This is a genomic window from Mucilaginibacter sp. P4_C11 (assembly GCF_056402115.1).
In genome coordinates, this window is record NZ_JBFUIA010000017.1 from 103478 (window position 1) to 123243 (window position 19766).

The following is a 19766-nucleotide window of genomic DNA, read 5'->3' on the forward strand; positions in this document are numbered from 1 at the left end:
AAAGTTTCTGCCTATTGTTATTAGAATCGCCGTCAGGCTGTTCGGCAAAAGGAGGATATGGGATTTTGAAGGCCGAAGAAACTTGCTCCATGTCGCTTGCGGCAGTTTGCTTTAATAATAAACACATTGCATAGGGGCTGCTCTGTCTTCATATAATTATCCATGAAGGATTTTTTTACTTGTTTTCAGCAACAACGCTTATGGTTTTGGCGAGAATTAGATCAAATAGAATAATGATTTTTCTTTTATTTATGCCGTCCGGCGGCTTGTTTGTAAAATAGGGTTGAAAATAGCCGGTTTTAAAACTATGCCCATCATAGCGGGCGCAGTAATGTTGTCCACTTAAACTTCTCAGTTTGGTTCAAGTAAGCAAGTCGTTTTGGTTGTTCAAAGTCCCAACGTTCGGGGCTTTAACCTCTTGATTATCTCCGGTATAAAAATCTTAAATCTCATATCCCACATCTCAAATCTAATTTTTAGTTTTGCGCCTCAATATTATTTTATGGCCAAAGCATCAGATGTTAAAAATGGAAATGTGCTTCGCTTTAATGGCGAGTTAGTGCAGGTAGAAGAATTTTTGCACCGGACACCAGGTAACTTGCGTGCATTTTACCAGGCCCGTATGCGTAACGTAAAATCGGGAAAATTGGTTGAATACCGCTTCCGCACTGACGAGGAGGTTGATATAGCCCGTGTTGAAACCAGCGATTATCAATATTTATATGAGGATGGCGATTCGTTAGTAGTAATGGATAACGCCACTTATGATCAGCATAACGTTCCCAAAGCTTTATTTGGCCCGGCGGTTAAGTTCTTAAAAGAGGGGATGAACGTTATAGTAGCCTTTGAAAGTGATGAGCCTATCATGGGCTCAATCCCCGGATCGGCCGAGCTGGAAATTACATATACCGAGCCTGCCGTTAAAGGCGACACCTCGAGCGGCGCTCAAAAGAACGCCACTGTAGAAACCGGCGCAGAGATTCGTGTGCCACTTTTTATTAACATTGGCGACAAGGTAAAAGTTGATACCGCTACCGGAACCTATGTAGAAAGAGTGAAAGGGTAGGCCCCCTCTGCCCCCTGAAGGGGGTACTTTTTGATTGGTACGTTTTGCTTCACATTTATTAAATATATTTAAACATCAAAGCCCGATTCGAAAGAACCGGGCTTTGATGTTTACGCCTTTTAAAAGTACCCCCTTCAGGGGGCAGAGGGGGCCTAAATATTAAACAACCCGTTCCTTTCCTGCTCCTGGTAATTTTGTACCGTTTCGATGGCGTTATCAACGACATCACTAAGGGCGGTTATAAAACTGCCTGGTTTGGCCATGCTCATAGCGTGTTTAATGGCGTCAATTTCTTTTGATACTACTTCGCAAGGCTTATTGGCGTCAACAGAGTAAATACCCTCTTTAAGCAGGGTCAATATGTTTTCTTCGGTACGGCCGCGAAGGTGTTTTTCTTGCCGCAGGATGATGTAATCAAACATTTCGGCTGCTATTTTGCCAACTTCGCGGATGTCGTCGTCGCGCCTGTCGCCGGTGCCGGCTATAATGCCAATTTTCAATGGCGAATCGATATGCCTTAAAAACTCCTTGATGCCGTTAAAGCCGTCCGGGTTGTGCGCAAAATCAATCATGAACCTAAAATCTTTAAACTCAAAGATGTTCATACGCCCCGGCGTTTGCGCTGCAGAAGGAATAAACGTCTCTAACGACATTTTGATATCCTCGGTCTTGAACCCCCATAGGAAGGTTGCCAACGTAGCCGCAAGTACATTCTCGATCATGAACGGTACCGTACCGCCAAAAGTTAAGGGGATAAGGATAGTGCGTTGTACGCGGATTTTCCAATCGCCTTTTTGGATGGTGATAAAGCCATTCTCGCAAACGGCAGCTATCCCGCCTTTGCGGCAATGCGCCTTGATGATAGGATTGTTTTCGTTACGGCTAAAATAGGCTATGTTGCAATCGGCCTTGTTGCCTAAACGAACGCAATACTCGTTATCGGCATTTAAAACGCCCCAGCCATCTTTTTTTACTGAATTTAATACAGTGCCTTTTACCCTTGCCAGGTCGTCGAGTGTATGAATATCGGCCAGGCCAAGATGATCTGCCTGGATATTGGTAATTACACCAATATCGCAAAAGCCAAATCCCAAACCCGAGCGCAGGATTCCGCCGCGGGCGGTTTCCAATACAGCAAAATCAACGGTAGGGTCTTTCAGGATAAACTCCGAACTTACCGGCCCGGTAGTATCTCCTTTAAGCATCATGGTGTTTTGCACATAAATACCATCAGATGTGGTAAAGCCTACCCGGTGCCCGTTATTTCTTACAATATGCGCTATCAGGCGGGTTGTGGTGGTTTTGCCATTGGTGCCGGTGATGGCAATAATAGGGATACGAGCCGACTTGCCCGGGGGATAAAGCATATCCAACACATGCCCTGCAACGTTGCGTGGCAGGCCCTCGCTTGGAGCAATGTGCATCCTGAAGCCAGGCGCGGCGTTAACCTCAAGTATTACACCGCCGTTTTCGGTAAGGGGCTCATGCAGGTTTTCGGCCATAATATCAATACCGCAAATATCAAGGCCTATTATTTTTGATATGCGTTCGCAAATAAAAACGTTTTGCGGGTGCACATGGTCGGTAACATCAACAGATGTGCCGCCTGTGCTTAAGTTGGCGGTCGACTTTACAAACACTTTTTCACCTTTGGCAGGCACGGTATCAAGTGTGTAACCCTTTTTTTCAAGCAGGTCCAAAGTATCCCGGTCAATAGAAATCAGTGTTAATACATTCTCGTGTCCGTATCCGCGGCGTGGGTCGGTATTTTCCTTGTCAATAAGTTGCTGTATGGTTAATACACCATCACCTGTTACATGAGCCGGATCGCGTAGGGCGGCGGCAACCATTTTGTTATCAATTACCAGCACCCGGAAATCATAGCCGGTAATAAAACGCTCCACAATAACCCTTCGCGATATTTTGGCGGCATGCTCATAGGCAGCAATAGCTTCTTCTTCTGTCCGGATATTGATAGAAATGCCCCTGCCATGGTTGCCATCCAGCGGCTTAAACACCAACGGAAAGCCCACTTTACGAATAACTTCGGCTACGCCGGCAACAGATGATATGGTCATGCCCTTAGCAACCGGGATGGCTTGCTCCTGTAGCATGCGCTTGGTTTCATCCTTATTGCTGGCAATATCAACGGCTATACAGCTGGTTTTCTCGGTCATGGTAGCGCGGAAACGTACCTGGTTTTTGCCATAGCCCAACTGTACCAATGATTGATTGTTGAGCCTGATCCATGGGATATCCCTTGCAATGGCCTCTTCTACAATTGATCCTGTGCTTGGCCCTAAACGGGTGTTTTCACGAATTTCGCGCATCTCCTGTATATCGGCCTCCAGGTTGTAGTCTTCGCCTTTTATCAAGGCTTCGGCAATCCGCACGGCAGATTCTGCCGCAAAGGCGCCAACCTTTTCTTCAATATAAGCAAACACCACGTTGTAAACGCCTTTTGTTTTAGTTTCACGCGTACGGCCAAAGCCGGTGTCCATGCCGGCAAGGGTTTGTATTTCAAGCGCTATGTGCTCAATAACGTGTCCCATCCAGGTGCCGGCAATAACCCGCTGAAAAAAGCCGCCTGGTACTCCGGGCGAACAGCGGTGCGAATATAACGAGGGAAGCAGTTTTTCTAAACGCTCATAAAAGCCATCAATTTCGTTAGTTGGCCTGTGTTCCATTTCCTGCAGGTCAAGCCGCATCTGTATTAATTTTTTGCGGTTTATGCTCCAGATGTTCGGGCCGCGCAACACTTGTATATTCTCAATCTTCATAGGCTTGCTTCAAAATTCTTTAAGGGCTTAATTTCTTTAAAACTATAAAACTTAACACTGTAAATAAAACTTTTAAAGGTAAAAAGGCATTATTTGTTCATAACAGACTGTGTTTTTGGTTCATTTTATCGTAATTTGTGGTTTTATTAGTTGATTGGGTTGGATTAGGTTGATTGAGAGAATGGTTGCTTTTGTTTTTGGGCAAACTAAACTAATCAACCTAATCCAAGCCAATCAACCCAAAACTTAAAAGAAATGATTGTCCCGAAAGGAAAACTAATAATTATAGGCGGTGCGGTTGATATGGGGAGCAACGTAACCATACAGGAACACATTTTGCAGCCTGACTATATTAAATTTTTTGAACAGGGCATTTTAAAGCGGATTATTACCGAATCGGCTAAGCACCATGGCTCGTTAGTTGAGGTTATTACCACTGCGTCGCAGATTCCGGAGCTGGTGGGCGAAGAGTATATTAAAGCGTTTGGGCAGCTTAATGTTACCCACGTTAACGTGTTGCATATTAAAAGCCGCGAGGACGCAGCAAAAAAAGAGTATTTAGACCGCATCCGCAAAGCAGACGTGGTTATGTTTAGCGGCGGTGACCAATTAAGGCTGACCGCTATTTTTGGCGGAACGGAGTTTTTACAGATCCTGAAAAAGAGATATCTGCATGAAAACTTTGTGATAGCAGGCACATCGGCAGGGGCTGCAGCGGCATCAACGCATATGATTTACCGAGGCCAAAGTAACGAGGCGCTTATTAAAGGCGAGGTGCAGATAACTGCCGGATTGGGTTTTGTGGACTCTGTAATTGTAGATACCCATTTTGTACAACGCGGCCGCATAGGTAGGTTAATGTACGCCGTAGCAACCAATCCCGGCATTTTGGGTATTGGCCTGGGCGAAGACGCCGGTTTGCTGATAACCGAAGGCAACATCATGGAAGCCATTGGTTCGGGCTTAATTATTTTGGTGGATGGCAGGAATATTGTAGCTACCAATATTTATGATGTCGAAATTGGCTCGCCGGTTTCTATTGAAAATTTAAAAGTGCATGTGATGTCTATATATGATAAATACGATTTGGCACAACACCGCTTAATGATTAAAAAGACAGTTAAGGTGGAAGAGGGTATGTTTATACACGCGCCCGACAGCGACCTTTTGCAATAAGAGCCTCACCCAATCCCTCTCCAAAAAAAGAGAGCTTTAGCCAGGCTGTTTTTTAATAAACCTATCCCAAAGCGTTTATTTTACACTAAATTTTTGAATCATCTAAATTATTCAAAATGAAGATTATTATCCATGGCGGTTTCTTTAGCGAATCGCAAACTAACCAGGAAGTAAAACAAGCCAAACAACAGGCTTTAAAAGATATTGTGCAGGCGGGTCATAAATACCTGTTAAGCCATACCGCGCTGGAAACCGTTGTTTACACCGTTAGGCTGCTGGAAGATTGCGACCTGTTTAATGCCGGTACCGGTTCGCAAATACAAAGTGATGGCAAAATTCGCCTGAGTGCTTCATTAATGGATGGTAAAACGCAAAAGTTTTCTGGTGTTATTAATATCGAGGATGTGAAAAACCCAATATGCATAGCCGAAAAGCTAATGGCTTATGACGACCGTGTTTTAAGCGGCAAAGGCGCAAAAGATTTTGCTACAGAAAATGGTATAGCCTATTACAACCCCGAAACCCCGCAACGCAGGCATGAATACGAAAAAAAACTGAGTGACTCGATTAGGTTAGGCACCGTTGGCTGTGTGGCGCTTGATCTTTATGGCAACCTGGCCGCTGCCACATCAACAGGCGGCAAAGGCTTCGAAATCCCGGGCCGGGTAAGTGATTCGGCAACTACCGCCGGTAATTATGCCAATGGTTTTGCAGCGGTATCCTGTACGGGCGTTGGCGAAGACATTGTAAGTGGTTCGGTAGCGACAAAAATTGTCACCCGGGTTACTGATGGTTTGCCAATTTCGGTTGCTGCCGGGAAAACGTTAGACGAAATGAAACCCTACGACGGCTTTGCCGGCATTATCGGTATTTCGGCCGATGGCCATATTTACCATGCCGATACCCATCCCTATATGGTTTGGGCGCTGCATGACGATGATGTAGAGGTTTTTGATTAACGATCAGTTTACTTTTATACTTCGACCGAAGTATCCTCTCCAAAATGAATAATATTACCGTTGTTATCCAGGATGCTAAACTGGCGCCTTTTCCAGGGCATGTTTTTGAGTTTGCCATTGGGGTGCACTACGCCTTGAGGCGTGTATTCGGCGTATAGCTTATCAACCTCGGTTACGTTGATGTAGCAGCCGGTATTTTTAGGAAGTTCGGGGTCGTCAGTAGGCCAAAGGTGAATGGTGATTTCGTCCCGGTTAAAAATAACATATCCATCCCAATTAGCCACTAATTCAAAGTTTAGCTTTTCGGTATAAAATTGTATGGTTTCTGCTGCATTCAATGATGCCAGGATGGGGATGGCTTTTTGTAACATGGCTTAAAAATTGGCTTAATTCAGGGATAAACCCAAATATACCTCAAAAACTTTTACATGTAACAACTTTGTTAAGGCGTGGCCGCGGTTTTTTGTTGATTAATAAATAGGTTTGTTATTAACTGATCTTATTAATTATTAACTATGAAACTAAAACTACTTTTTTCATGCCTGCTTTCTGCGGGCATAGGCGCACAGTTGTTCGCACAGGAAACCGTTGATCCGGCCATGGTTCAAAAAATTCGCGAAGAAGGCCTTAACCATTCTAAAGTGATGGAAACCGCCTTTTACTTAACCGATGTATCCGGCCCACGTTTGGCAGGGTCGCCGGGTTTAAAACGCGCTCAGAACTGGGCAGTTGAACAGTTGAAAACCTGGGGCATAGCCAATGCCAAGCTGGAATCGTGGGGTAAATTTGGCAAGGGTTGGGAAGTTCAAAAAAACTACGCGGCCATTACCGTGCCATACTATCATGCCATTATAGCTATCCCTAAAGCATGGACCCCAGGTACAGGTGGCTTGATAAAAGGCGACGTAATGGTAGTAAAAGCCGATTCGGCCGCCGACCTGGAAAGGTACAAAGGTAAGCTGGCCGGTAAAATTGTAATATTTGATACCAAACCACTCACCGAACGGACATTTAAATCAGATGCAGCCCGTTACACCGAGGAGGAGCTTGATAAGATGGAAAAGGCCACCATGGCCCCTGCCCGCCAGCGTACTGCATTTGATCCAAACTCGCCGCAGTTTGCAGCAATGCGTAAACTGCGTGCGTTCAGAACTTCGTTAGGTGCATTTTTGCAGGCCGAGAAAGTCGCCCTTGTACTAAGCCAGGCCCGGGGCACAGATGGTACCGTATTTACCACCAACGGCGCATCATATGCTGATACCGCAAAGGCCGTTGCGCCTGAACTGGAAACCAGCAGCGAAGATTTTCAACGTATTTTACGCCTCGTAAATGCAGGCAAACCAGTACAGCTTGAAGTAGATATTAAAACCCAGTTTTTTACCGATGACCTGCAAGGCTATGACGTGGTTGGTGAAATACCGGGTACCGACAAAAAATTAAAAGACCAGGTGGTAATGATAGGTGGTCACCTTGATTCGTGGCATGCCGCTACCGGCGCAACTGATAACGCTGCCGGCAGCGCGGTAATGCTGGAGGCTATGCGTATACTGAAAGCTATTGGCTTTAAACCAAAACGCACCATCCGTATAGCATTATGGAGTTCGGAAGAACAGGGACTGTTTGGTTCACGGGGTTATGTTCTTAACCATTTTGGCGATCCTAAAACTATGGAATTGAAACCTGAGCAGGCCAAGCTATCGGCTTATTATAACCTTGACAATGGTACCGGTAAAATAAGAGGTATCTATTTACAAGGCGACTCTGCTGCCGGTCCGATATTTAAATCATACCTGGAGCCGTTTAAAGACCTTGGCGCCACTACGGTTACCATTAGCAATACAGGCGGTACAGATCATCAGTCTTTTGATGCGGTTGGCATTCCGGGCTTTCAGTTTATACAAGATGCTATTGACTATGGTTCGCGTACTCACCACAGTAACCAGGATACCTATGATCGCCTGATTGAAGATGATTTGAAACAGGCTGCAACCATCATAGCATCGTTTGTGTACAACACCAGCCAACGGGCAGAAATGATACCACGTAAAGAATTGCCTAAGCCACAACCGGCGCGGGGATTTTAATTGATCGAATTATATCAAACAGCATAAAAAAGCGATGGGTTATCTCATCGCTTTTTTATTGCTTTATCCGTTTATCAAACGTAAAGGGCTCTGTTTTAATTAGCAGGATAGCTTTAAAGTCGTCGTGTTTTGGGTTGATGAGGTAGTTTATTTCTTCTTCAATTATCGAGGATGGTACAGCTAATATGGCCGAGCGTTTTTCGTTGATCCAGTTTTCGCCCAATTGCTGGGTATACAACATTTGGTCATATTCCTGCCAGTTAAGTTGTAAATCTTCCTTTTTTATATTGAGTATGGTTAACTCATCCGGAACTGCAATTGTCATCACGTTGAAAACAAGGGTAAGCCCTGCCTGGCTTCGGTGAACAACATTCTCGAGGCAGGCAAGCGAGCGGGACGATGCGGTATATATCATTTCCAAATCATTAGGATTCCACCGGGCCGCCCTGCCCGAGGCGGCAAGTTTGTGCGCATATTTTTGGAGGGCAATACGATAAACCAGCATCTTAAGCCAAATCGCCAAATTGTAAGCGGATAAGCTCTTCTTCGATAAGTTGGATGCCGGTAATAGTATCCATCATATCAAAAGGCAACCTGTTACCAAGCCCATAAGCCGGAGTAGTAAGCCATTGATGAAAAGCCCGGCCAGATCCAAATATTTCAATGCCGGTATCAAATAGCGCAAATGATTTAAGCAGCTTTTCGCTTAGGGAGGCGTCCAGTTTTAAATCCTTGTTAACATGGTTTTGGATAGTTTTAACTGTGGTTTTAAATGTTTCCTGGAATTCGTCCTGTGTAAAACCCGATAATGCCAAAAAATCAAGGGCGGTTTTTGCTTCCAGGCCTTTTTTTGAGGTATTGAGCAAGCTGATCGCATCTGTATACTTTGGCTGGCGGATATAGGCCCCTTCAAAGTCATTTACAACGCTTACCATTTCGGTGTCCTTATAAATTACAGGAGTTTTCTGTTTGCCTGTTTGTAGTTTCTCTTTTGCCATCGTTTTACTATCCAAACCCAAATATAGAAAATTTTCCAAAAACAAAAGAATTTTTTCCTGTTAATTTAATTCGATCTTTTGGTGCTGGTAAGGTATTTCAACATGGTTAAAACCTTTGTCTTTTAACTTGCTGCTAAAATGTTTTTGAACTTCATATTCGCCGTGAACAAGGAATACCTCTTTTATTTTCGCCGGATCCTGGCAGGCCAAAAAGTGCAGCAAGTCGTCATAATCGCCATGGGCGCTCATTGATCTTATCGAGCGTACTTCGGCATTTACAGGGTACATTTCACCAAAAATGCGTACCTCATGATCGCCGGCAAGCAGGTGTCCGCCAAGAGAGCTTGGTTCGCAGTAGCCTACCATCAAAATGGTGTTTTTATTATTGTTGATGTTGTTTTTAATATGGTGCTTAACGCGCCCGGCCTCGGCCATACCCGATGAGGAGATGATAACGCACGGTCGCGGGTCATCGTTCAGCGCCTTTGACTCTTCGGTTGACTGGATAAAACGCAGGCCCTTAAAACCGAAAGGATTGGCATCAACTTTTAATACGGCTTTAACCTGTTTATTATACACTTCGGGGTGGTGCATTAAAACCTCGGTAGCTTTTTCTGATAGGGGGCTATCTACATAATAGTGCAAATCGGGCAATGAGTCTTTTAACTCCAGGGCGTTTAACGCGTAGAGTAGTTCCTGCGTGCGGCCAACGCTAAAAGCCGGTATTATAACTTTGCCGCCTTTAACCTCGCAGGTTTGTTTAATAATTTCCAGTAAAGTTTCCTCAATCGGGCCCTGGTCCTTGTGTAACGAATCGCCATAGGTAGATTCAAGTAAAATATAATCGGCCTGGTCAAACGGTTGCGGATCGTTCAGCAGCATATCATCATAACGGCCAACATCGCCGCTGAAGGTAATGTTGGTAACTTTGCCATCCTCGGTAATTGCCAAGTGCACCGCCGCACTGCCCAAAATATGCCCGGCATCGGTAAGCTTTAGTTTTATCTGTGGTGTAATCTCAAACTCTTCGTTGTATTCAACAAGTTTAAAAAGCCTTAGTGCATCCATGGCCTCTTTATCTGTATAAAGCGGCTCAAGCAGGGGTAAGCCTTTGCGTGCGCGGTGCTTGTTGCTATACTCGGCATCCTGCATCTGGATATGTGCCGAATCCATCAGGAGGATGCGGGCAAGATCCATAGTGGCGGGGGTGCAGTAAATAGGGCCGTTGTAACCTTCGGCAACCAGCCGGGGTATTAATCCGCAATGATCAATGTGCGCATGCGATAATACCATATAATCAACCTTTTTCGGATTAAACCCGAAATGCTCGTTCAGGTTGTCGGATTGATCGCCCATGCCCTGGAACATGCCGCAATCTAGCAATATGGAGGTGTCATCTTTTAGGCGGATAAGATGTTTGCTGCCGGTAACGTTACGTGCAGCGCCATGAAAGGTTATATTCATTTATAATTGGGTATAAAGTAACATAACGAAGATGAGGATTTAATGTTTAATAAAACAAAACTAAGCCTTTAGTTGTTATTTTGATTTATAGTTTCTAACTTAGATTAACCAATTGGATAGCCGGTGTAATTTAAAAAAACATTGGCATTTTTTACACAACGCACATGGAAATTAAAGAATTAACCCGCGCCGAAGAACAACTAATGCAGGTATTATGGCAGCTTGAAAAAGCATACGTAAAAGATGTTATTGATATGCTGCCCGAGCCAAAGCCGGCTTACAATACGGTATCAACCATTATCCGGATACTGGAAACAAAGGGTTTTGTGGGGCACACCGCATTTGGTAAAAGCCACCAGTACCATCCCATAGTAAGTAAAGACCAATACCAGGATTTTGCATCGGATAAATTACTGAGCGGATATTTTGATAATTCGGTTAACCGGATGCTTTCCTTTTTTGTAAAGAAAGAGAAAATTGATCTTAAAGAGGCTGATGAGATCATGAAACTGATTGAAAAACTTAAAGACAAATAGTTATGAGCTGGTGGCAATATTTATTACTGGTAAACATTTACCTGGTTTTATTTTATGCGTTTTATGTTTTGTTGCTGCGTAAAGAAACTTTTTTTCAATTAAACAGGATTTATCTTGTCACGGCCGCTCTTCTTTCATTTTTTATACCCGTTATACAGGCCGATTGGGTTCAAAATCTTTTTATAACCCAGCAGGTAAAATACACCATTTATAGCCTCCCAGCTATTCAATACCAGCTTAATGCAACGGAAACCAGCCACATTAAAATGGGCGAAATATTGGCCTCGCTGTATTTATTGGGTATTTTGATTTTATCGGCAAAGCTTACCCTGCAGCTGTTTAAACTGCGCCGGGTTATGCGGATGCCCAAAGCTGAGGTTCCCTATTCTTTTTTTAAAACGGTAAAGCTAAGCGAAGATGGCCCGGATAACGCTGTTATTGAAGCGCATGAACAAGTACACGCGCAGCAATGGCATTCGGCCGATGTGCTGCTTGTAGAAATGGTAATGATCATTAACTGGTTTAACCCGGTTGTTTATCTTTATCGTATTGCAATTAAACACATTCACGAATACATTGCCGACAGGCAAGCTGTACAGGCCGGCACCAGCAAAGCCGAATACGCTTTGTTACTATTAAGCCAAACGTTTAACACGCCAACCCACCGGCTGGTGAACCCCTTTTTTAACCATAGTTTATTAAAACAACGCATTGTGATGCTGCAAAAAAACAAATCTCAGCGCATCAGGCTTATTAAATATGGTTTATCTGCACCGCTGTTCATTTTAATGTTGATCCTGTCATCTGCTACCATCAATAATAGCCAGGCCGTTACGGCTATTAACAGTAAAGCACAGGAAATTTTTATTACCCCGGCCGCACAGGTTGATCTATCAACCGTGATTAGCGAAAGCGAACCGATAAAAGGCGCAGAAATCAAAAACCTGGCCGATACTACAGGTGATGCTGTGTTTTCATCGGTAGAAACATTACCCGAGTTTCCGGGAGGTATTGGGGCTTTTGGTAAATTTATAGCATCAACTATCCGGTATCCTGCAACAGCCAGGGAGCAGCACATCCAGGGAAGAGCAATTTGTACCTTTATTGTCGAAAAAGACGGTAGTCTGTCAAACATCAGGGTGCAGCGCAACGTAAGCCCCGAAATTGATGAGGAGGCGATAAGGGTTTTAAAGCTTTCGCCAACCTGGAAAGCGGGAATTCAAAATCACCATAAAGTACGTACACGATTTTCTGTACCTATAGCTTTTACGTTAGATAAGGGCGATAAAACAGCAGACGCAGGCCAGCAAGGCGATCCGCCACCTGTAGTTGAGCAATTACCGCCAAATTCAACCAATAGCGTGTTTGCTTCTGTTGAGCACTTGCCCGAATTTCCTGGTGGGGTTGAGGCATTTGTCAAATTCCTGGGATCAAATATACGTTACCCTAAAGATGCCCGCGAAAAAGGAATACAAGGCCGGGTGATAATTACATTTGTGGTTGAAAAAGACGGCTCGCTGTCGGGCAACAAAATTGTCAGGGGAGTAAGCCGAGATATTGATGCTGAAGCACTCAGAGTGCTGGCAATGTCGCCCAATTGGTCGCCTGGTACGCAAAAGGGTAAAGCTGTGCGCGTGCAATACTCCGTCCCTATTAGCTTTAAACTGGCTGATGATAGCAAGCCTGCCAAAGCCACAGAAAACAAAACAGGGAAAGTAACACCATCAAAAGATAATACCCCATCCTACACAGGGGTTGTAACCCAACAAGATACATTTAAAGGACGTGTTGCAGGCAATGCTGACCAAAAGGGTTATTTCACGATGAGAAGAGATAGCAAGACCAACGAGCCGCTTTATTTGCTTGATGGTAAAGAGATAGCCGCTGCCGGTGTAAAAAACATCGCTGTAAACTGCATTCAAAGTATTGATGTACTAAAAGACCGATCCGCCATCGACATATATGGCGAGAAAGGCATCAATGGCGTTGTAAAAATTACTACGAAGAAGTAGATGTTTTTCGATGTGCAGATGTGCAGATGATAAAAGGGGATGATGATTTGATCAGCAAATCATCATCCCTTTTTCTTATTTATAGTAACATACCCCGTTCAATCAATCATCTGCACATCTGAAATTTGCATATCTGCACATTTGAGATCTACTTCGTATACCTGTTAATAATATCCACAATCACTTTATTTTTTTGTAATTGAGGCAGGTAATCAAATAAAATATAGTGCTTTTCCGGATCGCTTGTGAGGGCCATTTCCAGGTGGTTTAGTGCTTCGTTGTATTCGCCTTTGGCAAACAGATAGGCAACCATCCTGTAGTACAGCTCTGCTGCTTCGGGGTTGTTTTTTATGGCTTGTGATATAATTTCAATAGCGCCAACCAAACGTTGCTGCTCATACAATATAGACGAGTAATCCAGCCAGGCATCAATATCCAGCGGGTTTAGCTCAACCACCTTTTCATAAGCCTGTTCGGCCTCGGTCATGTGGCCCAGTTTGTACTCGGCATCGGCAATAGCAAACCAGTAGTCGGCATTGGCAATATCCAAATCAAGGGCTTTTTTGTAAAAATGAAGCGCCTCAAAATAGCGTTCCTCAAAATCAAGTGTAACCCCGATACCAAACCAGGCATCTGCCAGTTTTGGATCCATTTTTACCGATTTTTTATAGAATGCACGGGCGTCATCCATCTGCTCCAGCTTTTCGTAGCATTCGCCTATGGCGCAATAAGTATCGGCATTGGGCTGCTCGTACTCAAAGGTGTGGCGGTACACTTCAATAGCTTCGGCATATTTTTCCAGGTTAACCAGGGCATTACCCTTGTTAAAGTAGGCCGATGCAAAGCTATCCTTAATCAGGATGGCATAGTCATACGCATCAATAGCTTTTTCAAACAAGCTCAATTTGGTATAGGCATTGCCCAGGTTGTACCATGCGGCGTAGCTATAAGGCTCGTTATCGATGTATTGCTGGTAAAACTGTACGCTTTCCTGCTGGTTGTCCATTACATCGTAGCAAAAAGCCAGTTCGTAAAGGGCATCCTGATTTTCCATATTTTGCTTAAGGCACAGCTTAAGATAACTTATGGCGGTATCATAATCGCCCATGTTTTGGTAAACGTAAGCTATATGCAGCAGTATTTCGTCGGTTTCCTCGGCCAGGCCAAGTGCTTTTTCGTAATTTTCCAGGGCCTCGCTAAAACGCTCCATACTCTCGTACAGGTTGCCGCGAATGATGTAAATATCGGCATCTGAGGCCTCCAGCATGGCTGCTTTTTCAAGCGCTGCAAAAGCTTCGGGTACCTTATTGCCTACTACCAGTAACTGGGCCTGTTTAATTAAAAATACCGCTGCAAATGGGTGCTGATTGCGCGCATACTCTGCTACCTGTAGCGCCCTGGCCGGATCATTCTTTTCGATGTAATAGTCGATAATGTTCTCAAACGCCTGGGCATCAAAAAAGTACTGGTCTTGATTTCGAATCATTTCCTCGTACCGCTCTACCGAAAATTTGGGATCTTCAGTAAAACCAAATTCAAATTCTTCTTCCATTCAATTTTGTTTGCAGAACATCCGCTTTAGGTTAACAATTGTAATTGTCTTGTAAAGACTTATTGAAAGTCAAAATACAAATAAGTAAGCAACCAATTTGCAAATAAGTTTTCAACATTCAAACATTGTTAACAACCGTTAATTACAAAGTATTGATAATTAACAGTAATCATTAAAAACCCGCAATTCAAAAAATTGCTTCAAAGATTTCTACCTTTGGCAAAAGTAACAATTATGGGCCTTGATATAACAGACATTCTAAAACGTTTACATATAAACGATGTAAATGATGCTTTTAGTACAGGCAGCAACTGGGGCAGCAGCGCCGGTGCAGCAATAAAAAATATTACATCGCCGGTTGACGGCCAAAAAATAGCGTCGGTTAAATTTGCTACCGAAGCCGATTATAATCAGGTAGTTGAGCAGGCCGCTGCGGCGTTTAAAACCTGGCGTACAACGCCGGCCCCTAAACGAGGCGAGATTGTACGCCAGATAGGTGAGGCCCTGCGTGCCAATAAACAAGACCTTGGTGCCCTGGTATCCTATGAGATGGGTAAAAGCCTGCAGGAGGGCCTGGGCGAAGTGCAGGAAATGATTGACATTGCCGATTTTGCAGTTGGCCTGAGCCGCCAGCTGTACGGACTAACCATGCACAGCGAAAGGCCAGAACACCGCATGTATGAGCAATACCACCCGCTGGGTATTGTAGGTATTATATCGGCCTTTAATTTCCCGGTAGCCGTTTGGAGCTGGAACTCGTTGTTGGCCATGGTTTGTGGCGATGTAAGCATTTGGAAACCATCCGAAAAAACACCTTTAACGGCCATTGCCTGCCAGCACATAGCGCAGGAGGTTTTAAAGAGGAATAACATAGCCGACGGTGTATTGAATTTAATTAACGGCGACCGTAACATTGGCGAACTGATGGCCAATGATACCCGGATACCGCTGGTATCGGCCACGGGATCAACCCGTATGGGTAAGGCTGTTGGCGCGGCTGTTGGCGCACGACTGGGCAAAAGCCTGCTGGAACTTGGCGGTAACAACTCCATCATTATCTCCGAAAATGCCGACCTGGATATGTCGTTAATTGGCGCCGTATTTGGCGCGGTGGGCACAGCCGGGCAGCGTTGTACCAGTACACGCCGACTCATTATTCACGAAAGTGTTTACGATACCTTTAAACAAAAACTGGTAAGCGCCTATGGCCAGATACGTATAGGCAACCCGTTAGATGAGCATAACCACATGGGGCCGCTTATTGATACCGACGCTGTTACCCTTTATCTTAATTCGATTGAGAAATGCAAAGCCGAAGGCGGAAACTTTGTGGTAGAAGGCGGCAAGCTGGAGGGCGATGCCTATGCTTCGGGCTGTTACGTAAAACCTTGTATTGCCGAGGTAGAAAATCACTACAAAATTGTACAGCACGAAACCTTCGCCCCAATACTATACCTGATTAAATATTCAACCATCGAAGAGGCTGTTGAGCTGCAAAATGGGGTGCCACAGGGCTTATCATCGGCCATTATGACCAATAATTTACGCGAGGCAGAACAATTTTTATCCTATGCTGGTTCTGACTGTGGAATTGCCAACGTAAACATTGGTACATCGGGGGCCGAAATAGGCGGTGCCTTTGGCGGCGAAAAAGAAACCGGCGGCGGCCGCGAATCGGGATCTGATGCATGGAAAGTTTACATGAGGAGGCAAACCAATACTATTAATTATTCAAAAACGTTGCCTTTAGCCCAGGGGATCAAATTCGACCTCTAATTTTTTTATTTTCTAATACTTGTACATGTTCAATTTTCGTCCATTTATTTTAAGCAGCCTTTTATTTTCGTCACTAACAATAACCGTATCGGCCCAGGAGGCCGTGAAAAAGCCCGAGCCCGAACCACCAAAGTTCTGGCACCTGATGGATCTTAAAACTGAGGGTTACTTTGGCATCAGCTTAAAACAAGCTTACCTTTTTGTAAAAGGCAAGCAAAGTAAAACAGTAGTGGTAGCCACATTGGATAGTGGTATTGACACCTTGCAGAAAGACCTGAAAAGTATTTTATGGGTAAATAAAAAGGAAATTCCGGGCAATGGCATTGATGACGACCATAATGGTTATGTGGATGATATACATGGCTGGAATTTTTTGGGCGGCGCCGGAGGCAAAGCCGATTTTAACGAAACTACCGAGGAGGTGCGCGAGTATAATAAGCTGAAAGGAAAGTACGCAAATGTTACCGATAGCACCGCTACCAACAAAAAAGAATTTGCTTATTGGCAGCGCGTTAAAACTATTTATGATACAACACTGAACAAGGCAACTACCGAAACCACGCAACTGCAGCCTATCATGAACGCGCTGATGGCAACCAGCGGGTATATTAAACAAGCGCTTAAAATAGGGGCAAGCGGCACTTTTAGGGAAACGGATTTAGTGAACCTGAAAACCGCCAACGATACGTTGAGCCAGAGTAAATATGTTTGGACAACCATATTTTCACAGGAAGGCGGCAATAAAACCAATGCCGAAATTATTAAAGATTTGAGCGAATACCTTGCCAAACTGAACAATGACCTAGCGCCCGATCTGGAAGCCCGTAAAAGAATTATTGGCGACAATGTAGATACCATGGACCATAAGCCTTACGGTAATAACCTGTTAAAATTTGCCGATGCATCGCACGGTACGGGCGTGGCCGGGCTTATTGGCGCGGTACGTAATAACGGTTACGGAATTAATGGCGTAGCCGACAATGTGCGCATTATGGCCGTTAAAACCGTGCCTAATGGCGACGAGTATGATAAAGATGTTGCCAACGCCATCCGCTACGCGGTTGATAATGGGGCCAAAATCATTAACATGAGCTTTGGAAAGAAATTATCACCTCATAAGCAATGGGTTGATGACGCGTTTAAGTATGCCGCTTCAAAAGAAGTGCTGTTGGTACTGGCTGCCGGAAATGATAACGACGATATGGATAAGAATCCCGATTATCCGAATGATTTATTTGCCGATGGATCATCAACAGATGCAGATAACCTGATCAACGTAGGCGCTTCATCAGCAAAATTGGGCGATCACCTGGCCGGCGACTTTAGCAACTACGGCAAAAAGATGGTGGATGTTTTTGCCCCGGGGGTAAAGGTTACCACTGTTGATACCGATGCGGAGTTTAACACCGAGGATGGCACCAGCTTTTCGGCACCTATAACATCAGGTATAGCGGCTCTTTTATTAGAGTATTATCCCAATCTGAGCGCCAAACAGCTAAAACAGGTGATCCTGGCATCGGCCACGCCGCTTACCGGTACTATGGTTTATAAGCCCGGTAGCAAAACAGATAAGGTTGATTTTACAACTCTAAGCAAAACCGGCGGCATTGTAAACGCCTATAAAGCATTGCAAATAGCAGCAACTTTGCAGGGCGAGAGGAAATAGTGATTTGTTAAAGGTGCAATGAAAATTATAGGCGATAAAAGTTTATTTGCATACCAATGGGAACTTGTAGATCATGGCAAAAACGATTATTGGGGAAATTTTTGTTTTTGGATAGGGGACGTTCAAGTTGGTATTTATGAAGAATTTACGACACTGTCTATTTCTTTATCCTATCTGAAAGATTTTCTAAAGGAATCGGGAAACCGTATCTATTTCAGATCTGAAATAATACCAAAGGATGAGCTATTTTATGACGTATATGAAAAGTATTTCGACGATGATTATAAAGGAAATACGAGTGCGTCTTACGGTTATTTTAGAGATGTATTTTGGTTGGATAAAGTCGGGGAAGACAGCATAAGGGATAAGATAGGACTCATACTACTCAATGAACCTATTGAAAACCGCCAACGATTTATATGGAAAAGTTATAAAACAAATCAAATTGAAGAGGCTTTTATACCTACGAATTATTTTGAATTCGTTTCCCGGCAATTTATAGAGGCACTGTCTGTTGAAATTGATTCTATGGAGTAATCTACCTATCGAATATGTCTCCACAGGCGATGAGTCGATAGAAAAGTTGGCTATGGTGCCGACACATCCAATGAATACAGAAATGACAAAATAAACTATGTCATCGCGAGGTACGAAGCAATCGCGAACTATGTAAATCCGCTATGCATACGACGAGATTGCCACGCTATCGCTCGCAATGACATAATATTCTTGTCGCGGCTGGTTTCTACCGAGACACTCCACGCTATTTACTTTCGGAGATCCCTCGTCCGAAAATCTTCGCCCGCTAAAAACTACTTTTTCTTATCGGCATTAATGGGTTTTACCACATTGGCTTTGCCCGATTGATAATCAGATGGCGCTTTTTTACCGCCCTCGGCGGCAGGTTTCTTTTTTTCTTTTACGGCTTGTCTGTCCTTGCTCATGATGATTCTGTTTTATAGATGTTAATATTAGGCCAGCAAACTTGGCAGCCTGGTTTAATTTGTATTGGAAATGGTACTTAGCCGGGAGTTTCTTTTGCCCCGCCATTAAAGGAAGAAAAGGAATTGCTTTATTTTTTAAAACGCTTATCTTTGAATCGAATTACTAAAGCAATTAATTAAAGGTACTTGTTTTAAGTAATATAAAACGTTACAGCAGATTTTAAATATCAAAAAACTGTATAAATGTTTAACTTTGAAACGGTTTTTAACATACGTACGATAATATAATTATAACACAACAATAGCTACAACAATGAAAAGCTTCATTCCTACAACTACTTATGCAGTTTTAAATTATGTAATTGCCCTTTTACTAATTTCGACACTGTGGACATTTGATACCTTGCACATTGGTGGCGCGGCTTTATTTTTACCATTAATTATAGGATGGTTGCAATTGATCATGGCTATTTTTGCCAATAACAAACTGGGCTTTTTAAAAGTATTCCCGATGAGCATGCATAATGTAAACGATGTAATTATGGGTTCGTTTTTAATGTGCTCGCCTTGGGTGTATGATTTTCATTCAACTATCTGGATTCCGCAGGTACTTTTTGGTGGCGCGTTATTTATCATGGGCATCTTTACCCAAGGTTCGCCATTGATTAATAAAGAACATACATTGCAACAAGGAGGTATCACTTCAACCGATTCATTGTAATTTCGGGCTGCATAGATTATGAAATAATAAAA

17 protein-coding genes are annotated in these 19766 nt (G+C 43.7%); 10 read left to right on the forward strand and 7 right to left on the reverse strand.

What is annotated here, in order from left to right; translation table 11 throughout:
* Positions 1-502: 502 nt before the first annotated feature.
* Positions 503-1066: an elongation factor P gene (efp, locus tag AC1DU2_RS16980; protein ID WP_477355133.1), complete on the forward strand. Its 564-nt coding sequence runs from the start codon at positions 503-505 to the stop codon at positions 1064-1066.
* A 152-nt stretch (positions 1067-1218) separates the two neighbouring features.
* Here the strand turns inward: efp and cphA are convergent, their stop codons facing one another.
* On the reverse strand, positions 1219-3846 hold the full coding sequence (cphA, locus tag AC1DU2_RS16985) for a cyanophycin synthetase (protein WP_477385418.1): 2628 nt from the start codon (positions 3844-3846) through the stop codon (positions 1219-1221).
* A 255-nt stretch (positions 3847-4101) separates the two neighbouring features.
* On the opposite strand from cphA, the gene AC1DU2_RS16990 reads away from it, so the two are divergent.
* Together AC1DU2_RS16990 and AC1DU2_RS16995 are read left to right on the forward strand one after the other, a co-directional pair.
* Positions 4102-5022, forward strand: coding sequence for a cyanophycinase (locus tag AC1DU2_RS16990; RefSeq protein ID WP_477385419.1), 921 nt, complete (start codon positions 4102-4104; stop codon positions 5020-5022).
* A 116-nt stretch (positions 5023-5138) separates the two neighbouring features.
* Entirely contained in the window at positions 5139-5981 is an 843-nt protein-coding gene (locus tag AC1DU2_RS16995; RefSeq protein WP_477385420.1) for an isoaspartyl peptidase/L-asparaginase, read from the forward strand.
* 14 nt (positions 5982-5995) lie between these two features.
* On the opposite strand, the gene AC1DU2_RS17000 is transcribed toward AC1DU2_RS16995, so the two are convergent.
* Positions 5996-6352, reverse strand: coding sequence for a bleomycin resistance protein (locus AC1DU2_RS17000; RefSeq protein WP_477355122.1), 357 nt, complete (start codon positions 6350-6352; stop codon positions 5996-5998).
* A gap of 144 nt (positions 6353-6496) precedes the next feature.
* On the opposite strand from AC1DU2_RS17000, the gene AC1DU2_RS17005 reads away from it, so the two are divergent.
* Positions 6497-8065: a M28 family metallopeptidase gene (locus tag AC1DU2_RS17005; protein WP_477385421.1), complete on the forward strand. Its 1569-nt coding sequence runs from the start codon at positions 6497-6499 to the stop codon at positions 8063-8065.
* 55 nt (positions 8066-8120) lie between these two features.
* On the opposite strand, the gene AC1DU2_RS17010 is transcribed toward AC1DU2_RS17005, so the two are convergent.
* Genes AC1DU2_RS17010 through AC1DU2_RS17020 form a run of 3 tightly spaced genes read right to left on the reverse strand, consistent with a single transcriptional unit; the run spans position 8121 to position 10527 of the window.
* A complete protein-coding gene (locus AC1DU2_RS17010) occupies positions 8121-8588 on the reverse strand; it encodes an RES family NAD+ phosphorylase (RefSeq protein WP_477385422.1) in 468 nt (155 codons plus the stop codon).
* Positions 8572-9102: a type II RES/Xre toxin-antitoxin system antitoxin gene (gene parS / locus AC1DU2_RS17015; RefSeq protein ID WP_477385423.1), complete on the reverse strand. Its 531-nt coding sequence runs from the start codon at positions 9100-9102 to the stop codon at positions 8572-8574. Before parS ends, AC1DU2_RS17010 begins: the two co-directional genes overlap by 17 nt.
* 21 nt (positions 9103-9123) lie before the next feature.
* Entirely contained in the window at positions 9124-10527 is a 1404-nt protein-coding gene (locus AC1DU2_RS17020) for an MBL fold metallo-hydrolase RNA specificity domain-containing protein (RefSeq protein ID WP_477385424.1), read from the reverse strand.
* A 164-nt stretch (positions 10528-10691) separates the two neighbouring features.
* Between AC1DU2_RS17020 and AC1DU2_RS17025 the strand changes: the two genes are divergently transcribed.
* The gene (locus AC1DU2_RS17025; protein WP_090638409.1) at positions 10692-11063 is read left to right on the forward strand and encodes a BlaI/MecI/CopY family transcriptional regulator; all 372 of its coding nucleotides are present in this window, start codon (positions 10692-10694) and stop codon (positions 11061-11063) included.
* A 2-nt stretch (positions 11064-11065) separates the two neighbouring features.
* Entirely contained in the window at positions 11066-13075 is a 2010-nt protein-coding gene (locus AC1DU2_RS17030) for a TonB family protein (RefSeq protein ID WP_477385425.1), read from the forward strand.
* Between the two features lie 148 nt (positions 13076-13223).
* Here the strand turns inward: AC1DU2_RS17030 and AC1DU2_RS17035 are convergent, their stop codons facing one another.
* Entirely contained in the window at positions 13224-14627 is a 1404-nt protein-coding gene (locus AC1DU2_RS17035) for a tetratricopeptide repeat protein (protein ID WP_090638257.1), read from the reverse strand.
* 234 nt (positions 14628-14861) lie between these two features.
* Between AC1DU2_RS17035 and amaB the strand changes: the two genes are divergently transcribed.
* Genes amaB through AC1DU2_RS17050 form a run of 3 tightly spaced genes read left to right on the forward strand, consistent with a single transcriptional unit; the run spans position 14862 to position 18606 of the window.
* Positions 14862-16403, forward strand: a complete 1542-nt coding sequence (gene amaB / locus AC1DU2_RS17040) for an L-piperidine-6-carboxylate dehydrogenase (RefSeq protein WP_477385477.1) — start codon at positions 14862-14864, stop codon at positions 16401-16403.
* A 25-nt stretch (positions 16404-16428) separates the two neighbouring features.
* The gene (locus AC1DU2_RS17045; RefSeq protein ID WP_477385426.1) at positions 16429-18069 is read left to right on the forward strand and encodes a S8 family serine peptidase; all 1641 of its coding nucleotides are present in this window, start codon (positions 16429-16431) and stop codon (positions 18067-18069) included.
* A gap of 18 nt (positions 18070-18087) precedes the next feature.
* Positions 18088-18606 (forward strand): Imm42 family immunity protein, encoded by a 519-nt coding sequence (locus tag AC1DU2_RS17050; protein WP_477385427.1) that lies wholly within the window; start codon positions 18088-18090, stop codon positions 18604-18606.
* Between the two features lie 275 nt (positions 18607-18881).
* Here the strand turns inward: AC1DU2_RS17050 and AC1DU2_RS17055 are convergent, their stop codons facing one another.
* Entirely contained in the window at positions 18882-19013 is a 132-nt protein-coding gene (locus tag AC1DU2_RS17055; protein WP_262713510.1) for a hypothetical protein, read from the reverse strand.
* 313 nt (positions 19014-19326) lie between these two features.
* Here AC1DU2_RS17055 and AC1DU2_RS17060 point away from each other — a divergent pair, with 313 nt between their 5' ends.
* On the forward strand, positions 19327-19734 hold the full coding sequence (locus tag AC1DU2_RS17060) for an SPW repeat domain-containing protein (protein WP_477385428.1): 408 nt from the start codon (positions 19327-19329) through the stop codon (positions 19732-19734).
* Positions 19735-19766 lie beyond the last annotated feature (32 nt).